The sequence below is a fragment of the Pseudomonas sp. ZL2 genome, assembly GCF_054788455.1.
The window spans coordinates 158,654-175,453 of the sequence record NZ_JBGOGX010000003.1; the positions used below are offsets into that span (position 1 = coordinate 158,654).

Annotated in this window: 19 protein-coding genes; 11 read left to right on the forward strand and 8 right to left on the reverse strand. The window is 63.5% G+C overall.

What is annotated here, in order from left to right; translation table 11 throughout:
• The 3 genes from rnk to cyaY form a co-directional block, all read right to left on the reverse strand.
• Positions 1–420 carry a nucleoside diphosphate kinase regulator gene (gene rnk / locus ABM562_RS04405; protein WP_115084729.1) on the reverse strand — a complete coding sequence of 140 codons (420 nt, stop codon included), beginning with the start codon at positions 418–420 and terminating at the stop codon, positions 1–3.
• A gap of 133 nt (positions 421–553) precedes the next feature.
• A complete protein-coding gene (locus tag ABM562_RS04410) occupies positions 554–775 on the reverse strand; it encodes a DUF1289 domain-containing protein (protein ID WP_010221127.1) in 222 nt (73 codons plus the stop codon).
• Complete coding sequence (cyaY, locus tag ABM562_RS04415) at positions 775–1,107, reverse strand: iron donor protein CyaY (protein ID WP_038998079.1); 333 nt, start codon at positions 1,105–1,107, stop codon at positions 775–777. The genes ABM562_RS04410 and cyaY overlap by 1 nt, the downstream gene beginning before the upstream one ends.
• Positions 1,108–1,302: 195 nt before the next feature.
• Here cyaY and lptM point away from each other — a divergent pair, with 195 nt between their 5' ends.
• The 6 genes from lptM to ABM562_RS04445 are packed head-to-tail and all read left to right on the forward strand — an operon-like array spanning position 1,303 to position 5,874.
• Positions 1,303–1,440 carry an LPS translocon maturation chaperone LptM gene (gene lptM, locus ABM562_RS04420; protein WP_038998077.1) on the forward strand — a complete coding sequence of 46 codons (138 nt, stop codon included), beginning with the start codon at positions 1,303–1,305 and terminating at the stop codon, positions 1,438–1,440.
• Positions 1,441–1,449: 9 nt separating this feature from the next.
• Positions 1,450–2,697, forward strand: a complete 1,248-nt coding sequence (gene lysA, locus ABM562_RS04425; protein ID WP_115084726.1) for a diaminopimelate decarboxylase — start codon at positions 1,450–1,452, stop codon at positions 2,695–2,697.
• Between the two features lie 4 nt (positions 2,698–2,701).
• A complete protein-coding gene (gene dapF, locus ABM562_RS04430; RefSeq protein ID WP_045200978.1) occupies positions 2,702–3,532 on the forward strand; it encodes a diaminopimelate epimerase in 831 nt (276 codons plus the stop codon).
• Positions 3,533–3,545: 13 nt separating this feature from the next.
• A complete protein-coding gene (locus ABM562_RS04435; protein ID WP_115084724.1) occupies positions 3,546–4,283 on the forward strand; it encodes a DUF484 family protein in 738 nt (245 codons plus the stop codon).
• Positions 4,283–5,182 carry a tyrosine recombinase XerC gene (gene xerC / locus ABM562_RS04440; protein ID WP_115084722.1) on the forward strand — a complete coding sequence of 300 codons (900 nt, stop codon included), beginning with the start codon at positions 4,283–4,285 and terminating at the stop codon, positions 5,180–5,182. Before ABM562_RS04435 ends, xerC begins: the two co-directional genes overlap by 1 nt.
• Entirely contained in the window at positions 5,179–5,874 is a 696-nt protein-coding gene (locus ABM562_RS04445; protein ID WP_460420994.1) for an HAD family hydrolase, read from the forward strand. The genes xerC and ABM562_RS04445 overlap by 4 nt, the downstream gene beginning before the upstream one ends.
• A gap of 148 nt (positions 5,875–6,022) precedes the next feature.
• On the opposite strand, the gene sutA is transcribed toward ABM562_RS04445, so the two are convergent.
• The 3 genes from sutA to glnK form a co-directional block, all read right to left on the reverse strand.
• Positions 6,023–6,346: a transcriptional regulator SutA gene (gene sutA / locus ABM562_RS04450; RefSeq protein WP_115084719.1), complete on the reverse strand. Its 324-nt coding sequence runs from the start codon at positions 6,344–6,346 to the stop codon at positions 6,023–6,025.
• Positions 6,347–6,810: 464 nt separating this feature from the next.
• Positions 6,811–8,142: an ammonium transporter gene (locus ABM562_RS04455; RefSeq protein WP_010221118.1), complete on the reverse strand. Its 1,332-nt coding sequence runs from the start codon at positions 8,140–8,142 to the stop codon at positions 6,811–6,813.
• A 43-nt stretch (positions 8,143–8,185) separates the two neighbouring features.
• Entirely contained in the window at positions 8,186–8,524 is a 339-nt protein-coding gene (gene glnK, locus ABM562_RS04460; protein WP_002555808.1) for a P-II family nitrogen regulator, read from the reverse strand.
• A gap of 329 nt (positions 8,525–8,853) precedes the next feature.
• On the opposite strand from glnK, the gene ABM562_RS04465 reads away from it, so the two are divergent.
• From ABM562_RS04465 to ABM562_RS04480, 4 genes are all read left to right on the forward strand, one after another.
• Entirely contained in the window at positions 8,854–9,117 is a 264-nt protein-coding gene (locus tag ABM562_RS04465) for an accessory factor UbiK family protein (protein WP_115084717.1), read from the forward strand.
• Positions 9,118–9,124: 7 nt separating this feature from the next.
• Entirely contained in the window at positions 9,125–9,478 is a 354-nt protein-coding gene (locus tag ABM562_RS04470) for a gamma-glutamylcyclotransferase family protein (RefSeq protein ID WP_115084715.1), read from the forward strand.
• A 327-nt stretch (positions 9,479–9,805) separates the two neighbouring features.
• The gene (locus ABM562_RS04475; RefSeq protein ID WP_460420998.1) at positions 9,806–11,299 is read left to right on the forward strand and encodes a YifB family Mg chelatase-like AAA ATPase; all 1,494 of its coding nucleotides are present in this window, start codon (positions 9,806–9,808) and stop codon (positions 11,297–11,299) included.
• A 55-nt stretch (positions 11,300–11,354) separates the two neighbouring features.
• The gene (locus ABM562_RS04480) at positions 11,355–12,785 is read left to right on the forward strand and encodes a mechanosensitive ion channel family protein (protein WP_115084712.1); all 1,431 of its coding nucleotides are present in this window, start codon (positions 11,355–11,357) and stop codon (positions 12,783–12,785) included.
• 3 nt (positions 12,786–12,788) lie between these two features.
• Here the strand turns inward: ABM562_RS04480 and amaA are convergent, their stop codons facing one another.
• The gene (gene amaA / locus ABM562_RS04485; protein ID WP_115084710.1) at positions 12,789–14,075 is read right to left on the reverse strand and encodes an L-pipecolate oxidase; all 1,287 of its coding nucleotides are present in this window, start codon (positions 14,073–14,075) and stop codon (positions 12,789–12,791) included.
• A 118-nt stretch (positions 14,076–14,193) separates the two neighbouring features.
• The gene (amaB, locus tag ABM562_RS04490) at positions 14,194–15,684 is read right to left on the reverse strand and encodes an L-piperidine-6-carboxylate dehydrogenase (protein ID WP_460421001.1); all 1,491 of its coding nucleotides are present in this window, start codon (positions 15,682–15,684) and stop codon (positions 14,194–14,196) included.
• 135 nt (positions 15,685–15,819) lie between these two features.
• Between amaB and ABM562_RS04495 the strand changes: the two genes are divergently transcribed.
• On the forward strand, positions 15,820–16,716 hold the full coding sequence (locus ABM562_RS04495; RefSeq protein WP_115084707.1) for a LysR family transcriptional regulator: 897 nt from the start codon (positions 15,820–15,822) through the stop codon (positions 16,714–16,716).
• Positions 16,717–16,800 lie beyond the last annotated feature (84 nt).

Below are 16,800 nucleotides of genomic sequence, written 5' to 3' on the forward strand. Positions count from 1 at the left end.
TCAGAGGTCGAAGTCGCCTGCCGCTTCTGGCTGGTACTCGACTGCCAGCAGCTCGAGCTTGAGGGTCTTGCCGCCCGGGGCCGGCCAGTCGATCTTCTCGCCCACCGACAAGCCCAGCAGCGCGCTGCCGATCGGGGCGAGGATGGAGATCTTGCCTTCGTCGGCATTGGCGTCTTTCGGATAGACCAAAGTCAGGTGGTAGTCCTTGCCACTGGCTTCTTCGCGGCAATGAACCCGGGAGTTCATGGTCACGACACCGGCCGGAATTTCCTCGTGACCGACCGTTTCGGCGCGGTCCAGCTCGTCCTGCAAGGCGAGCACACCCGGCGAATCCTGCGTCTTCTCATCGAGGCTGTCGATAAGACGCTCGAGACGCTGTACGTCCAATCGGGTGACGATAATGGAAGGCTTGGTGCTCATGATCCGGTCAGACTCCTTTTTCTGGGCGATATAAAGCAAAACCCCGCCCAAGGGCGGGGTTTGCAGGAATTCGGCACAGCCGAAACAGGTTCGACACTACCACAGCCAAGTAAATACACAATACCCGGAGGGTCTATGCCGACCCGGCCAGCTGGCGACGCGCCAGCGCCTCACGGCAGATCTGCCGGCGTTGCTCATCGTCGGCCGCACGCCACTGGCGAATGTCCTCGACATGGCGGAAGCAGCCGATGCAGACCTTGTGCTCATCCAGCCGGCAGGTGCTGATGCACGGCGACGGCACTGCCGGGCTGACATTGCTGTAGAGCGGCTTGGCCGGCTTGGCTGCACTGCTCATCAGATGTCGTCGAAATCGAGCTTTTCACCCGCTCGCTCCCAGACGATGCGCTCGAGCATTTCGCCCAGCAGCTCTCCGCTCTTTTCGCAGGTCCACTTGCCGTTCTGCTCGTCGTAGTCGAAGTGGAAACCACCGGACCTGTCGGCCAGCCACAGTTGGCGCAGCGGCTCCTGACGGCTGAAGATCAGCTGACTGCCGTTGTCGAACTTGATGGTCAGGACCCCTGCCGAGTTCTCCATGTCCAGATCCAGGTCAGTCTCGTCGAACAGGTCTTCCAGGGCCTGTTGGGTCGCGTCGACCAGGTCGTGAAAACGCGCTTCGGTCAAACTCATTGCAAGAACCTCAAAAATGTCTGCACACACGCAAGCCGGGCAAGATACGAGCGCGGCGCGCCGAATGCAAAGGATACCGACCTGCGCCCGCCGGCGCAGCCACCACCCCGCCCGACGGCGGGCTGCCTGCATAGGCAAGGGGCCGGGCGCTCGGTATACTCGGGCGCAATACTGCTTATTACAAAGGATTACGCCATGAAGCGCCTGATCTCCACCCTCGCGGCGCTCGTCGCGGTTGCCTGCCTCGTTTCCGCCTGCGGCCAGAAGGGCCCGCTGTACCTGCCAGACGAAAGCAAAGACGGTCAAAAGTCGCAATCGCACAAGCACCAGTAAGGGTAACCCATGGACGCTTTCAACTACCGCGACGGTGAACTGTTCGCGGAAGGCGTGGCCCTGTCGGCCATCGCCAAACGTTTCGGCACGCCCACCTACGTCTACTCGCGCGCCCACATCGAGGCCCAGTACCGTAGCTACGCCGATGCCCTGGAGGGTGTTTCGCACCTGGTGTGCTTCGCCGTCAAGGCCAACTCCAACCTCGGCGTGCTGAACCTGCTGGCCCGCCTGGGCGCAGGTTTCGATATCGTTTCCGGCGGTGAGCTGGAGCGGGTCCTGGCTGCTGGCGGGCGTGCCGATCGCGTGGTGTTCTCGGGCGTCGGCAAGACCCGCGAAGACATGCGCCGCGCCCTGGAAGTCGGCGTGCACTGCTTCAACGTCGAATCCACCGACGAGCTCGAGCGCCTGCAGGCAGTGGCTGCCGAAATGGGCGTGCGTGCGCCGGTTTCGCTGCGGGTCAACCCGGACGTCGATGCCGGCACCCACCCGTACATCTCCACGGGCCTCAAAGAAAACAAGTTCGGGATCGCCATCGCCGATGCCGAAGAGGTGTACATCCGCGCCGCGCAGCTACCGAACCTGGAAGTGGTCGGCGTCGATTGCCATATCGGCTCGCAACTGACCACCCTGGAACCCTTCCTCGATGCCCTCGACCGCCTGCTGGCGTTGATCGACCGCCTCGGCGACTGCGGCATCCTCCTGCGCCACCTGGACCTGGGTGGCGGCGTCGGCGTGCGCTATCGCGACGAAGAGCCGCCACTGGCCAGCGACTACATCAAGGCCATCCGCGAGCGCGTCGGTGATCGCGACCTGGCCCTGGTGTTCGAGCCGGGCCGCTACATCGTCGCCAACGCCGGCGTACTGCTGACCCAGGTCGAGTACCTCAAGCACACCGAGCACAAGGATTTCGCCATCGTCGATGCGGCGATGAACGACCTGATCCGCCCGGCCCTGTACCAGGCCTGGATGAACGTCACCGCGGTGCAACCGCGTGCCGGTGAAGGCCGTACCTACGACATCGTCGGGCCGATCTGCGAGACCGGCGACTTCCTCGCCAAAGAGCGCGAACTGAACCTGGCCGAAGGCGACTTGCTGGCGGTGCACTCGGCGGGCGCCTATGGTTTTGTCATGAGCTCGAACTACAACACCCGTGGTCGTTGTGCCGAAGTGCTGGTCGATGGTGACCAGGCCTTCGAAGTGCGTCGTCGCGAAACCGTGGCCGAGTTGTTCGCCGGCGAAAGCCTGCTGCCGGAGTAAACCCATGCTGCTGCGTTTTACCAAGATGCATGGGCTGGGCAACGACTTCATGGTCCTCGACCTGGTCAGCCAGCATGCGCACATTCTGCCCAAGCACGCCAAGCAATGGGGCGACCGCCACACCGGCATCGGCTTCGACCAGTTGCTGATCGTCGAGGCGCCGAGCAATCCGGAAGTGGATTTCCGCTACCGGATCTTCAACGCCGACGGCTCTGAAGTCGAACAGTGCGGCAACGGTGCGCGCTGCTTTGCACGCTTCGTGCTGGACAAGCGCCTGACCGCTAAAAAACGCATCCGCGTCGAAACCAAGGGCGGCATCATCGAGCTGGACGTGCGCAACGACGGGCAGATCAGCGTCGACATGGGCCCGCCGCGGCTGGTGCCGGCCGAGATTCCGTTCGACGCGCCGGCCCAGGCCCTGAGCTACCCGCTGGAGGTCGCCGGACGCACTGTCGAACTGGCCGCCGTGTCGATGGGCAACCCCCATGCGGTGCTGCGCGTCGACGACATCAACGCCGCACCGGTGCACGAGCTGGGCGCGCAGATCGAGCATCACCCGCGCTTCCCGCAGCGGGTCAATGTCGGTTTCATCCAGGTCATCGACCGCCACCGCGCGCAACTGCGGGTGTGGGAACGTGGCGCTGGCGAAACCCAGGCCTGTGGTACTGGCGCCTGCGCCGCTGCCGTGGCGGCGATCAGCCAGGGCTGGATGGATTCACCGCTGTTGATCGACCTGCCGGGTGGGCGCCTGTCCATCGAATGGGCAGGCCCGGGCAAACCGGTGCTGATGACCGGCCCCGCCGTACGCGTGTTTGAAGGACAGGTTCGTCTATGAGTGAGTACCAGCCATGACCGATCAGCCCCAGGCTCCCGCCGAACAGCCCACCGACCTTAGCGCCGAGGGCTCGACGCCCAACCTCGGGGCTGAGGCCGTGGTTGCCTACCTGCGCGACAACCCGACGTTCTTCGCCGAGCACGACGAGTTGCTCAGCGAGCTGCACATCCCCCATCAGCGTGGTGACACCGTGTCGCTGGTCGAGCGCCAGCTCAAGCTGCTGCGCGACCGCAACATCGAAATGCGCCACCGCCTTTCGCAACTGATGGACGTGGCCCGCGACAACGACCGGCTGTTCGACAAGACCCGCCGGCTGATCCTCGACCTGCTCGATGCCGACAGCCTCGAAAGCGTGGTCATGGCCGTCGAAGACAGCCTGCGCCAGGAGTTCAAGGTGCCCTTTGTCAGCCTGATCCTGTTCGGCGAAACCGCCGCGCCGGTCGGCCGCTGGGTCAACAGCACAGACGCCCAGCAAGCCATTGGCGGCCTGCTGTGCGCCGGCAAGACGGTCAGCGGCAACCTGCGTGATCACGAGCTGGACTTTCTGTTCGGCGAAGAGCAGCGCAAGGAAGTCGGCTCCAGCGCCGTCGCCACCCTCAACCATCAGGGCCTGCACGGCGTACTGGCGATCGGTAGCCGCGATCCGCAGCATTACAAGAGCACGGTCGGCACCCTGTTCCTCAGCTACATCGCCGAAGTGCTGGGCCGGGTCGTCCCGCGCCATACCCAGACCCTGCGTCCGGTGCGCTAGTGGAACGCCAGCTGGAGGCCTTCTGCGCGCACTTGCGCAACGAGCGCCAGGTGTCCGAACACACCCAGCTGGCCTACCGACGCGACCTCGAAAGTGTCCTGGCGTTCTGCACCAAAGGCGGCATCGACAGCTGGAACGCCCTGCAAATCCAGCATCTGCGCCAACTGATCGCCCGCCAGCACCATCAGGGCCAGTCTTCACGCAGCCTCGCCCGCCTGCTCTCGGCAGTGCGTGGCTTCTACCGCTACCTCAACCGCGAAGGCCACTGCAGCCACGATCCGGCCAACGGCCTGTCGGCACCCAAGGGCGAGCGGCGCCTGCCCAAGACCCTCGACACCGACCGCGCCCTGCAACTGCTGGAAGGCGCAGTCGAGGATGAATTTCTCGCCCGCCGCGACCAGGCCATGCTCGAGCTGTTCTACTCCTCCGGCCTGCGCCTGTCGGAGCTGACCAGCCTCAACCTGGAGCAGCTCGACCTGCCGGGCGGCCTGGTGCAGGTGCACGGCAAGGGCAGCAAGACCCGCGTGCTGCCGGTCGGCCGCAAGGCCCGCGAGGCGCTGGAACAATGGCTGCCCCTGCGCGCTGGCAGTGGCCCGCAGGACGGCGCCGTATTCGTCAGCCAGCAAGGCCGACGGCTCGGCCCACGGGCCATTCAGCTGCGCGTGCAGGCCGCTGGTGCCCGCGAGCTGGGCCAGAACCTGCACCCGCACATGTTGCGGCACTCCTTCGCCAGCCACCTGCTGGAATCGTCCCAGGACCTGCGCGCCGTGCAAGAGATGCTTGGCCACGCCGACATCGCCACCACGCAGATCTACACTCACCTGGACTTCCAGCACCTGGCCGCCGTCTATGACAGCGCCCATCCCCGGGCCAAACGCAGTAAGGGCAGTGACTCATGAGCATCAAGCTGATCACCTTCGACCTCGACGACACCCTGTGGGACACCGCGCCGGTGATTGTCAGCGCCGAGGCCATCCTGCGCGACTGGCTGGCGGCCAATGCGCCAACCCTGGGCGCGGTCCCGGTGGAGCACCTGTACGCCATCCGCGAGCATCTGGTGCAGGCGGAACCCGGGCTCAAGCACCGCATCAGCGCCCTGCGTCGGCGCGTGCTGTTCCGCGCCCTGGAAGAGGTCGGCTACAGCGAGAACAAGGCCCGTGAGCTGGCCAACGAAGGCTTCGAAGTGTTCCTGCATGCCCGGCACCAGATCGACATTTTTCCCGAAGTGCAGCCGGTACTGGAGATCCTCCGGCACAGCTATACCCTGGGTGTGGTTACCAACGGCAACGCCGATGTACGCCGCCTGGGCCTGGCCGACTACTTCAAGTTTGCCCTGTGCGCCGAAGACCTAGGCGTTGGCAAACCCGATCCGCAGCCCTTCCTCGAAGCCCTGCGTCAGGGTGAGGTCGAAGCGCATGCGGCGGTGCATATCGGCGATCACCCCGGCGATGACATTGCCGGCGCCCAGCGTGCCGGCCTGCGGGCGATCTGGTTCAACCCTCAGGGTAAGACCTGGGAGGCTGAGAACCGCCCTGACGCGGAGATCCAGCGCCTGTCGCAGCTGCCTGAACTGCTCAACAGCTGGCGCTAAATCTGTGGGAGCGGGCTTGACCCGCGATTGCGGACTGTCAGCGCACATCGCATCGCGGGGCAAGCCCGCTCCTACATTTCGGCGATCCAACCATTACAGACACAAAAAAGCCCGCAGCGACGGCGGGCTTTTTTGCTGACGGGGCCACTCAGATAGGGCGGCTACCGTACTTGTTGTCCGGCTTCTTGGGCGGATCGGCGACCACGTTGGCCTCCACTTCCTGCACCTTGCCACCACGGGAGAGAAACTCTTCCATGGCCTTGGCCAGAGCATCACGCTCCTTCTGCTTGGCTTCCATGCTCGGCATCTCGTCGACCGAGACCGCCGCCGACTTCTTGCCCTTGGCTACAGGTGCCGGGCTGTCGTCGCCGCTGTCGTCAGCCACATCATCAGCTGCCGCTTCGAGGCCTTCATCACCTTCGTCTTCGTCGCCTACTTCGAGGTCGTCAGTTTCCAGATCGTCGTCGCTCATGTTCTACCTCATGACTTGCGAAAAGCAGATTAGTTATAGACCAGCAACGTCGAAAATCGACAGCTGCCAGAAAAAATTCAAGGTCCGCGGACTGGCCGCAGGCCGTGGTTGCGCCACAACGAATGGCGAGAACCGGGCAAACCCCACGTCACGGGCGAGGCCTGTACAAATAAAGAGCGGGCGGCGTTAATGCGCCGACATACCCTGGCGTGATCGACTCGCTTATTGGCAAGCCTAGCAAAGGGTATGGAAGTTTGCGGACAGCTCGTCAGCACCCTTCGGCGCGCATTCTAGCGTGCTCAGAGAAAAAGCAAAGTGCCTAAATTTCACTGAGCGCTGTAAGTTTTCTGCCCACATCACACGCAGCCATCAAAGCTCGGGTAGAAACCGTTTGCGCTTGAACGAACGGACAATTTACGGGCAAAAAAATGCCCGGCAAGCCGGGCAAGTTTTTTTCGAGGCCGTTACAGGTTGTAGCCGCGCTCGTTGTGTTGCGCCAGGTCGAGACCGACCGACTCTTCTTCTTCGTTGACCCGCAGGCCCATGACCAGATCCAGCACCTTGAGGATCACGTACGTGACGATCGCGGTGTAGATCACGGTAAAGCCGACACCCTTGGCCTGAATCCAGACTTGTGCGCCGATGTCTTCAACGGTGCCGAAGCCACCCAGGGCCGGGGCTGCGAACACGCCGGTGAGGATCGCACCGACGATACCGCCGATGCCGTGCACGCCGAAGGCATCCAGGGAGTCGTCATAGCCGAGCTTGCGCTTGAGGCTGGTGGCGCAGAAGTAGCAGATCACGCCTGCCACCAGGCCGATCACCAGGGCGCCCATCGGCCCGACGGTGCCGGCAGCCGGGGTGATGGCCACAAGACCTGCTACCACCCCCGAGGCGATGCCCAGTGCGCTTGGCTTACCGTGGGTCAGCCACTCGGCGAACATCCAGCCCAGGGCCGCTGCGGCGGTGGCGATCTGGGTCACCAGCATGGCCATGCCGGCGGTGCCGTTGGCCGCAGCGGCAGAGCCTGCGTTGAAGCCGAACCAGCCAATCCACAGCATGGCCGCGCCCATCAGCGTGTAACCGAGGTTGTGCGGCGCCATCGGCGTGGTCGGGAAGCCCTTGCGCTTGCCCAGCACCAGGCAGGCCACCAGGCCGGCGATACCGGCGTTGATGTGCACCACGGTGCCGCCGGCGAAGTCGAGCACGCCCCAGTCCCACATCAGGCCGCCGTTGCCGCTCCAGACCATGTGGGCGATCGGCGCGTAGACCAGGGTGAACCAGATGGCCATGAAGATCAGCATCGCCGAGAACTTCATACGCTCGGCAAAGGCACCGACGATCAGCGCCGGGGTGATGATCGCGAAGGTCATCTGGAAGGTGATGAATACCGCTTCAGGGAACAGCGCCGCCGAAGAGGTCAGGCTCGCCGGGGTCACGCCGGCGAGGAACGCCTTGGACAGACCGCCAACGAAGGAATTGAAGTTGACTACACCTTGCTCCATACCGGTGGTATCGAACGCCAGGCTATAGCCGTAAACCACCCACAGAACGCTGATCAGGCCGGTGATCGCAAAGCACTGCATCATCACCGACAGCACGTTCTTGGAACGCACCATGCCGCCGTAGAACAGGGCCAGACCAGGGATGGTCATGAACAGCACCAGGGCTGTGGCGGTCAACATCCAGGCGGTATCGCCGGAGTTGAGCACGGGGGCTGCCTCCTCTGCCAGGGCCAGGCCGGGCATTACGAGGGACAAAAGGGCTCCTAGCCCTGCGAACTGACGCAGAGTCATATTGTTATCTCCTGGGGCGTTGGGGTTTGGTGAGGCTTTTTTGTTAGATCGCGTCGGTATCGGTTTCGCCGGTACGGATGCGAATCGCCTGCTCCAGATTGACCACGAAAATCTTGCCGTCACCGATCTTGCCGGTGTTGGCCGCCTTGGTGATCGCCTCGATGACCCGGTCCAGATCCTTGTCGTCGATGGCGACGTCGATCTTCACCTTGGGCAGGAAATCGACCACATATTCAGCGCCGCGATACAGCTCGGTGTGACCTTTCTGCCGGCCGAAACCTTTGACTTCAGTGACAGTGATGCCCTGCACGCCGATTTCGGACAGCGACTCGCGCACGTCGTCCAACTTGAACGGCTTGATGATGGCAGTGACTAGCTTCATGAAACTCTCTCCCGAATTGGTGGACTTGCCCCAGGAAAACAAACCCGACTCAAGTCTAAGCGCAGTGCCTGGCTTTGTAACGCGTCGTCATGGTGACTGCATCAGTGCATGGGTCATGAAGGTCTTAGCAGAAAGCTTGCCAGATTGGTTAAACCCCCGGATTACAGGGACTTACGTTACTCGGCCCGACTTGGCCAGTCGCCAGCACCGTTTTGATGCACAACAACGGTGCGCGGCGTTTCGCCGCCATGCGCGAAAAGCGTGCAGCATTGGGGCGCTAAAGGTGCGTGTTACACTGGCGCCCCATTGCATACTGTGGACAGCCGAACATGCTCGCGCCCAAAGCCTTTCTTGATGCCCTGAGCGACCAGGCCTCGCGCCTGTTCAGTGGCGACTCCTCGCAGCCCCGCAGCGAAATCGAAAGCCAGTTCAAGGCCCTGCTGCAAAGTGGGTTCAGCAAACTGGAACTGGTCAGCCGGGAAGAATTCGACAGCCAGATGGTCGTCCTGGCCCGCACCCGCGCCCGCCTTGAAGCGCTCGAAGCCAAGGTCGCGGAGATGGAAGCACGCCAGAACCCGCCCGCTGCCGAGTGAGCTTGCGATGACGCCTTCTACTGAGTACCCGGTGCTGTTGTTCTCCTACGGCACCTTGCAGGACAAAGCCGTGCAACTGGCCAACTTCGGCCGCGAACTGGTCGGCCAGACTGACCAGATGCTCGGTTACAGCCAGACATGGGTGGAAATTACCGACCCGCAAGTCCTGGCCACCAGCGGCAAGACCCACCACCCGATCGTCACCCCCAGCAACAATGCAAACGACAGCGTGGCCGGCATGGTCTTCCAGATCAGCGAGGCCGAGCTTGCGGCGGCGGATGCCTATGAAGTGTCCGACTACAAGCGGGTTGCGGTGACCCTGGCCTCTGGCCTGACGGCCTGGGTTTACGTGCGCGCCTGAGCGACGCGGTAGTGCGCTCGGCGTGGCTGGCTGAGCTGGCCTCATCGCTGGCAAGCCAGCTCCCACAGGGTCAGTGCCAGCCCGGGGAGCAGTGGGAGCTGGCTGAGCTGACCCCATCGCGGGTCAAGCCCGCTCCTACACAAGGTGAGCGCCAAGCCTGAGAACAGTGCTGAACCTGTGGGAGCTGGCTTGCCGGCGATCGAGTGCGCAGCGCTCGCACAAATGGTCCTGTAAAAACCTGACTCACTCTTCCCCGCCCCGATCCGCTCCACCCCACTACGCTTGCAGAGCCGCAGGACGCGGCCTCGTCTAGATCATGGAGCGTTCATGTCCCTCGCCCTTGTCCACAGCCGTGCCCAGGTCGGTGTTTCGGCCCCGGCGGTCAGTGTTGAAGCGCATCTGGCCAATGGTTTGCCGGCGCTGACCCTGGTTGGCCTGCCGGAAGCGACCGTGAAGGAAAGCAAGGATCGGGTGCGCAGCGCGATCCTCAATTCCGGCCTGGAATTCCCCGCCCGGCGCATCACCCTCAACCTCGCGCCAGCCGACCTGCCCAAGGATGGCGGGCGCTTCGACCTGGCCATCGCCCTGGGGATTCTCGCCGCCAACGGCCAGTTCCCGATTGCAGCGCTTGGCGAGGTGGAATGCCTGGGCGAACTGGCGCTGTCCGGGGCGATCCGCTCGGTGCAAGGTGTTCTGCCCGCAGCCTTGGCTGCACGAGCAGCCGGTCGGGCCCTGGTCGTGCCGCAGGAAAATGCCGAAGAAGCCTGTCTGGCATCGGGGCTGGTGGTGTTTGCAGTCAGTCACCTGCTGGAGCTGGTCGCCCACTTCAACGGCCAGACCCCGCTCAACCCCTACGCTGCCAACGGCTTGTTGCTGCAGATCCGCCCCTACCCCGACCTCAACGAAGTGCAAGGCCAGCAAGCCGCCAAGCGCGCGCTACTGGTCGCGGCCGCAGGCGCACACAACCTGCTGTTCAGCGGCCCACCCGGCACCGGCAAGACCCTGCTCGCCAGCCGCCTGCCCGGCCTGTTGCCGCCGCTGGATGAGCGCGAGGCACTGGAGGTGGCAGCGATCCAGTCGGTGGCCAGCCATGTACCGCTGAGCAGCTGGCCGCAGCGTCCGTTTCGTCATCCGCACCATTCGGCCTCAGGTGCTGCGCTGGTCGGCGGTGGCAGCCGACCGCAGCCAGGAGAGATAACCCTGGCCCATCACGGCGTGCTGTTCCTCGATGAGCTGCCGGAGTTCGAGCGGCGCGTACTGGAAGTGCTGCGCGAACCGCTGGAATCTGGCGAAATCGTCATCGCCCGGGCCAAGGACAAGATCCGCTTTCCGGCGCGCTTCCAGCTGGTCGCCGCCATGAACCCCTGTCCCTGTGGATATCTTGGCGACCCCACCGGGCGCTGTCGCTGCAGCAGCGAACAGATCCAGCGCTACCGCAACAAACTCTCCGGCCCCTTGCTCGACCGCATCGACCTGCACCTGACTGTCGCCCGCGAAGCCACGGCACTGTCCACCAGCAGCAGCCACGGCGAAAGCAGCGCCACCATTGCCGCGCAAGTCGCCGCCGCCCGCGACATCCAGCAACAGCGCCAGGGCTGCGCCAACGCCTTCCTCGACCTGCCCGGCCTGCGCCAGTATTGCGGGTTATCCACAGCCGACCAGACCTGGCTGGAAAGCGCCTGCGAACGCCTGACCCTGTCGCTACGAGCCGCCCACCGCCTGCTCAAGGTCGCGCGTAGTTTGGCTGACCTGGAACAGGCTGAAAACATTGGCCGTGATCATCTGGCCGAAGCGCTGCACTATCGCCCCAGCAACCAGTAGTAATTGCCCGCATTCTGCTCTTAACTTGGCAACAGCCCACCGCACCGAGACCGGTATGTTCGCATTCGTCCAGAGTTACCCGCTGTTGCTCGGCATTACCCTGATCGTGCTCGACCTCACGCTCTGGCAACTGATACCCGCCAATCGCCGCCCTTGGCGCATCGGTGCGCGCTTGCTGGCGTTTTCGCTGTTTACCTGGGTGCTGATCAGCGCCGGGGTCAGCCCGCTGCAACCTGCGCCCTGGGTCGAGGATGTGCCGCGCAATCTGCTCGCTACGGTGCTGGGGATTGCCTGGTGGCTGTTTGCGGCGCGTACCGCCACGGTAGTGATCGGCCTGGTGCTGGTGGCCCGTAGCGGTCACACCGGGCGGTTGCTGCAGGATGTGCTGGGGGCGGTGATCTTCCTGGTCGCTATTGTTGCCGCAGCGGCCTATGTGCTGCAGCTGCCGGTCAAAGGCCTGTTGGCAACCTCCGGGGTCATGGCAATCGTGATCGGCCTGGCGCTACAGAGCACGCTGAGCGATGTGTTCTCCGGCATTGTGCTGAATACCACCCGCCCCTATCAGATCGGCGATTCGATCAGCATCGACGGCACCGAAGGCAAGGTCATCGAGATCGACTGGCGCGCCACCCGCCTGCTTACCGGCAACGGCAGCATGGCGGTGATTCCCAACTCGGTGGCGGCCAAGGCCAAGCTGCTCAACTTCAGCCAGCCCAGCGATGTGCACGGCGTCTCCATCACCGTCGTGGTGCCGGCCAAGGTGCGCCCGCGACGGGTGCTCGATGCGCTGGAGAAAACCCTGCAAGGCACGCGCACGTTACTGATCACCCCTGCCCCGAAAGCGACGATCAAGAGTTCGAGCCTGGAGTCGGTGGAGTACGAGGCCAGCGGCTTTGTCAGCTCCATGAGCCAGAAGACCGAGGTGCGCAACCATATGTTCGACCTCGCCCACCGCCACCTGGAAGCGGCCGGCGTGGTGTGGAACAGCGATACCCAGCCAGGCCAGATGTGGAACCGTCAGCGCGCCCTGCTCGAGGATGTGCGGATCTTCCGTTCGCTCAGCAACGAGGAGAAAGACAACCTCAGCCAGCGCATGACCGCCGTGGAATACCTGGCCGACCAGGTGATCCTCGGCGTCGGCGACAGCTCGGATTACCTGCTGGTGATTGGCACCGGGGTGGTGTCTGTCGGCATTCGTGATGGCGACAAGCAGCTCGAAGCCGGGCGCATGGGCCCGGGTGAGGTATTGGGAGTGGAGGGCTTGCTGGAAGCGGATGATTCCACTGCCGAGTTCCGCACCCTGACCAGCTGCATTCTCTATCGCATCGACAAGGACGAAGTGCGCAGTTGCCTGGAGCAACGCACCGAGGTCAAGACTGCGCTGCTCAAGCTGCAACGCATCCGCCAGCAAACCCGCCAGTCACTGCTGGAGCAAAAGCCTGCAGCCATCAAGAAAGGCGGTTTTCTCAGCTGGCTGCACAAGTAGCCGTCAGAGCACCACGCGCAAGCATTGCCCGGCGTGATACAGCGAGAAGCCGGTTTCGTAGAAGCCGGTACGCAGCGCCGGCGCCGACACCGGTTTCATTGCCGAGAACGGAATCGGCAAGGCATCCGGGTTGTCGCAGAGCAGGTACTGGGCAAAGGCTTTGCCGATCACCGTGCCGGTGGTGTTGCCGCGGCCGTTGTAGCCAGTGACGGCGACGATGCCCGGCGCCGGCTCGAACAGGCGCATCAGGTGGTCCGGGGTGAAGTCGATGCAGCCGGTCCAGTGCATTTCCCACTCGACCTTGCCCAGTTGCGGGAAGTAGTGGTTCTGGATGCGGTCGGCCCAACTGCGGATGAACCAGGCCGGCTTGTTGTCGACCCGCCCGAGGCTGCCGAGCAACAGGCGCCCTTGGTCATCACGACGGATGCTGCTGAGCACCGTGCGCGTATCCCACGAACCCTGGCCGTGCTTGAGCACGTTGTCGGCAGCGGCGCCTTGCAGCGGCACCGAAGCGACCTGGTAGTAGTAGCCGCGGAAGAACTGGCGTTGCAGGTTGGTCCAGTCGCCTTCGGTGTAGGCGCCGGTAGAGATCACCACCTTGTCGGCGCTGACCGAACCTTTGGCGGTCTTCACCCGCCAGCTGCCGCCTTCACGCTCCAGGCCTTGCACGGCGGACTGCTGGAAAATCTGCCCACCCAGACGCTCGACCGCAGCGGCCAGGCCCTGTGTATAACCCATGGGGTTGATGGTGCCGGCGCGGCGATCGAGCAGCGCGGCGGAAATCTTGTCGGTACCGCAATATTCTTCGCACTTGGCCCCGGTCAGCAGCTCGACATCGGCGCCACGCCGGCTCCATTGCTGGTGACGGGCTTCGAGGTCGGCAACGCCGGTGGCGTTGTGGGCCATGTGCAGGGTGCCGGTGTTGTGGGCCTGGCAGTCGATACCCAGGCGTTCGATGGTGGCGAACACTTCGCCCGGCGCCTCACCCAGTATCTTGTTCAGGCGGCTGCCTTGCTTCTGGCCAAGGGTCGCTTCAACGTCATCCGGACGAATCCAGGTGCCGGCGTTGACCAGGCCGACGTTGCGCCCGGAACCACCGTGGCCGATTTTCCAGGCTTCGAGCAGGATCACCGTCTTGCCCTGTTCGAGCAGGTGAATGGCTGCCGACAGGCCAGTGATACCGCCGCCGATGATGCACACATCGGCCTTGAGCTCGGCGTTCAGCACCCGGGATGGCGCGGCGGGCTGGGTGACGTGTTCCCAGAGGCATTGTTGACGCAGTTCTGGCATGGCCGGCTTCCTCTTTTATTCTTGTGCGGTGGTGCCCCTATCGCTGGCAAGCCAGCTCCCACAGGGAGCAGCGGTCCTTGTGGGAGCTGGCTTGCCAGCGATGGGGCCGACTCGGTGATCAGTCGAACACAATCCCCTGCGCCAACGGCAGCTCGCGGGAATAGTTCACGGTATTGGTCTGCCGACGCATGTAGGCCTTCCACGAATCCGAGCCCGACTCACGGCCACCGCCGGTTTCCTTCTCACCGCCAAACGCCCCGCCAATCTCCGCACCGCTGGTGCCGATGTTGACGTTGGCAATCCCGCAGTCACTGCCTGCCGCACTCTGGAAGCGCTCGGCTTCACGCAGGTCGGTGGTGAAGATGCACGACGACAAGCCTTGCGGCACTTCGTTGTTCAGGCGCAGGGCTTCGTCGAATTCGTCGTAGGCCAGCACGTAGAGGATCGGGGCGAAGGTTTCATGACGAACCACGGCGCTCTGCGCGGGCATCTCGGCAATAGCTGGAGAAACGTAGTAGGCATTCGGGTACTGGTCCTGAAGCTGCCGCTCACCACCAAACACCTGGCCGCCTTCATCGCGGGCGCGCGTCAGGGCGTCCTGCATGCCTTCAAACGAAGCCTTGTCGATCAGCGGGCCGACCAGGTTGTCTTTACGTGGATCACCGATACGTACCTTGGCGTATGCGGCTTTGACCCGGGCCACCACTTCGTCCTTGATCGAACGATGAACGATCAGCCGGCGCAGGGTGGTGCAGCGCTGGCCCGCAGTGCCAACGGCGCTGAACAGGATGCCGCGCACGGCCAGGTCGAGGTCGGCGCTGGGCGCGAGGATCATCGCGTTGTTGCCACCCAGCTCGAGGATGCTGCGACCGAAACGCGCGGCCACGCGCGGGCCGACTTCACGGCCCATGCGGGTGCTGCCGGTGGCGCTGACCAGCGGCACGCGCGGGTCGTCGACCAAGGCTTCGCCGGCATCGCGATCACCGATGATCAGCTGGCTCAGGCCTTCTGGCGCTTCGCCAAAGGCTTTCAGGGCTTTTTCGAACAGCGCCTGGCAGGCCAGCGCGGTCAGCGGGGTTTTCTCCGACGGCTTCCACACCACGGCGTTGCCGCACACCAGTGCCAGGGTGGTGTTCCAGGCCCAGACCGCGACCGGGAAGTTGAAGGCGCTGATCACCCCGACCACCCCCAGCGGATGCCAGGTTTCACGCATGTGGTGGCCCGGGCGCTCGGAGGCGATGGTCAGGCCGTACAGCTGACGCGACAGACCGACGGCGAAGTCGCAGATATCGATCATTTCCTGCACTTCGCCCAGGCCTTCCTGGGTGATCTTGCCGGCTTCGATCGACACCAGCTCACCGAGTTCGGCCTTGTGCTTGCGCAGCACTTCGCCAAACAGGCGGATCAACTCACCGCGACGCGGGGCCGGAACGTTGCGCCAAGCCTGGAAGGCTTGTTCAGCCTGATCGATCTTGGCGGTCACCTGGGCTTTGCTTTCCAGGTGCACCGAGGCAATCGCGCTGCCATCGATAGGGGTGTGAACGGGATGGTTGCCATGGGTGTAGGCAGTAGTGGGAACACCGAGGCGGTCAAGCAGTCCATCAACCATTTTCTTCTCCTGCATGCGATGAGTGGTTGAAATAGTGATAGGGATCAGTATTAATCCGATCACTCTGGCGCAACAAACGACCTTTATTCTGCATATCATTCCGCCAGGTAATGATCTACTGGCTTAGAGACCGCTATGTCCAAACGTCTGGTGCCATCGATGGCCGCCCTGCAGTGTTTCGAGGCTGCCGCCCGGCACCTGAGCTTCACCCGCGCCGCCGAAGAGCTGCACCTGACCCAGAGCGCGGTGAGCAAGCAGGTGGCCCAGCTTGAAGAGATGCTCCGCCATCACCTGTTCCTGCGGATCCGCCGGCGCCTGCAACTGACTCCAGCAGGCGCGCTGTACCTGGCCGAGGTCAACAAGATTCTCACCCAGGTCGATATGTCCAGCCGTTACATCATGTCCTACGGCGAACAGACCGAAGTCCTCAAGGTAGCCACTCAACCGAGCTTTGGCGTGCGCTGGCTGATCCCGCACCTCAAAGGCTTCGGCAAGCAGCACCCGAACATCCACCTCGACATCCGCAACGAGATGGAGCCCTTTGCCCTGCTGCAGGCCACTGCCGACGTGGTGTTCTTCTTTGGTCAGGGCACCTGGCCGGGGGCCACCTGCATCGAGCTGTTCGGCGAGGAAGTGCTGCCGGTGTGCGCACCGGAACTGTTGCAGGGGCGCACGCTCAAGGACGCCAGCGAACTGGCCGAGCTGGTGCTGCTGCAAAGCACTTCGCGTCCGGAGGCCTGGCACGAGTGGTTTCTCGAGCAAGGCCTGCATTCGGCCAACAGTTATCACGGGCCGCGCTTCGATACCTTCTATATGAGCCTCAGCGCTGCCCAGTCCGGCTGCGGCGTGGCCCTGGTGCCGCGCTATCTGGTGGCCCAGGAACTGGCCGAAGGCAAATTGATCGTGCCCTGGCAGCACAGCATGCGCAGCAATGGCGCGCATTTCCTGGCGTTTTCCGAGCATGCGGCGGAGGTGCCGAAGGTACGCGCGTTGGTCGATTGGATTCGGGCGGAGCTGGACCTGCAAGGTTGATAATTTTTGGAATGACAGATCGACTTTTTTTCGCTTGTGCGAGCACTGCATTCCTCGCTTTCATGTAAGGGTGCCCACTTACCA

Bases quoted from the DNA above. Each gene is read 5' to 3' on its own strand.
- amaA (WP_115084710.1), bottom strand. From the start codon at position 14,075: ATGCCAGAACTGCGTCAACAATGCCTCTGGGAACACGTCACCCAGCCC.
- dapF (WP_045200978.1), top strand. From the start codon at position 2,702: ATGCTGCTGCGTTTTACCAAGATGCATGGGCTGGGCAACGACTTCATG.
- ABM562_RS04470 (WP_115084715.1), top strand. From the start codon at position 9,125: ATGACGCCTTCTACTGAGTACCCGGTGCTGTTGTTCTCCTACGGCACC.
- lptM (WP_038998077.1), top strand. From the start codon at position 1,303: ATGAAGCGCCTGATCTCCACCCTCGCGGCGCTCGTCGCGGTTGCCTGC.
- cyaY (WP_038998079.1), bottom strand. From the start codon at position 1,107: ATGAGTTTGACCGAAGCGCGTTTTCACGACCTGGTCGACGCGACCCAA.
- ABM562_RS04435 (WP_115084724.1), top strand. From the start codon at position 3,546: ATGACCGATCAGCCCCAGGCTCCCGCCGAACAGCCCACCGACCTTAGC.
- lysA (WP_115084726.1), top strand. From the start codon at position 1,450: ATGGACGCTTTCAACTACCGCGACGGTGAACTGTTCGCGGAAGGCGTG.
- ABM562_RS04475 (WP_460420998.1), top strand. From the start codon at position 9,806: ATGTCCCTCGCCCTTGTCCACAGCCGTGCCCAGGTCGGTGTTTCGGCC.
- ABM562_RS04465 (WP_115084717.1), top strand. From the start codon at position 8,854: ATGCTCGCGCCCAAAGCCTTTCTTGATGCCCTGAGCGACCAGGCCTCG.
- ABM562_RS04445 (WP_460420994.1), top strand. From the start codon at position 5,179: ATGAGCATCAAGCTGATCACCTTCGACCTCGACGACACCCTGTGGGAC.
- ABM562_RS04495 (WP_115084707.1), top strand. From the start codon at position 15,820: ATGTCCAAACGTCTGGTGCCATCGATGGCCGCCCTGCAGTGTTTCGAG.
- amaB (WP_460421001.1), bottom strand. From the start codon at position 15,684: ATGGTTGATGGACTGCTTGACCGCCTCGGTGTTCCCACTACTGCCTAC.
- glnK (WP_002555808.1), bottom strand. From the start codon at position 8,524: ATGAAGCTAGTCACTGCCATCATCAAGCCGTTCAAGTTGGACGACGTG.
- sutA (WP_115084719.1), bottom strand. From the start codon at position 6,346: ATGAGCGACGACGATCTGGAAACTGACGACCTCGAAGTAGGCGACGAA.
- ABM562_RS04410 (WP_010221127.1), bottom strand. From the start codon at position 775: ATGAGCAGTGCAGCCAAGCCGGCCAAGCCGCTCTACAGCAATGTCAGC.
- ABM562_RS04455 (WP_010221118.1), bottom strand. From the start codon at position 8,142: ATGACTCTGCGTCAGTTCGCAGGGCTAGGAGCCCTTTTGTCCCTCGTA.
- rnk (WP_115084729.1), bottom strand. From the start codon at position 420: ATGAGCACCAAGCCTTCCATTATCGTCACCCGATTGGACGTACAGCGT.
- ABM562_RS04480 (WP_115084712.1), top strand. From the start codon at position 11,355: ATGTTCGCATTCGTCCAGAGTTACCCGCTGTTGCTCGGCATTACCCTG.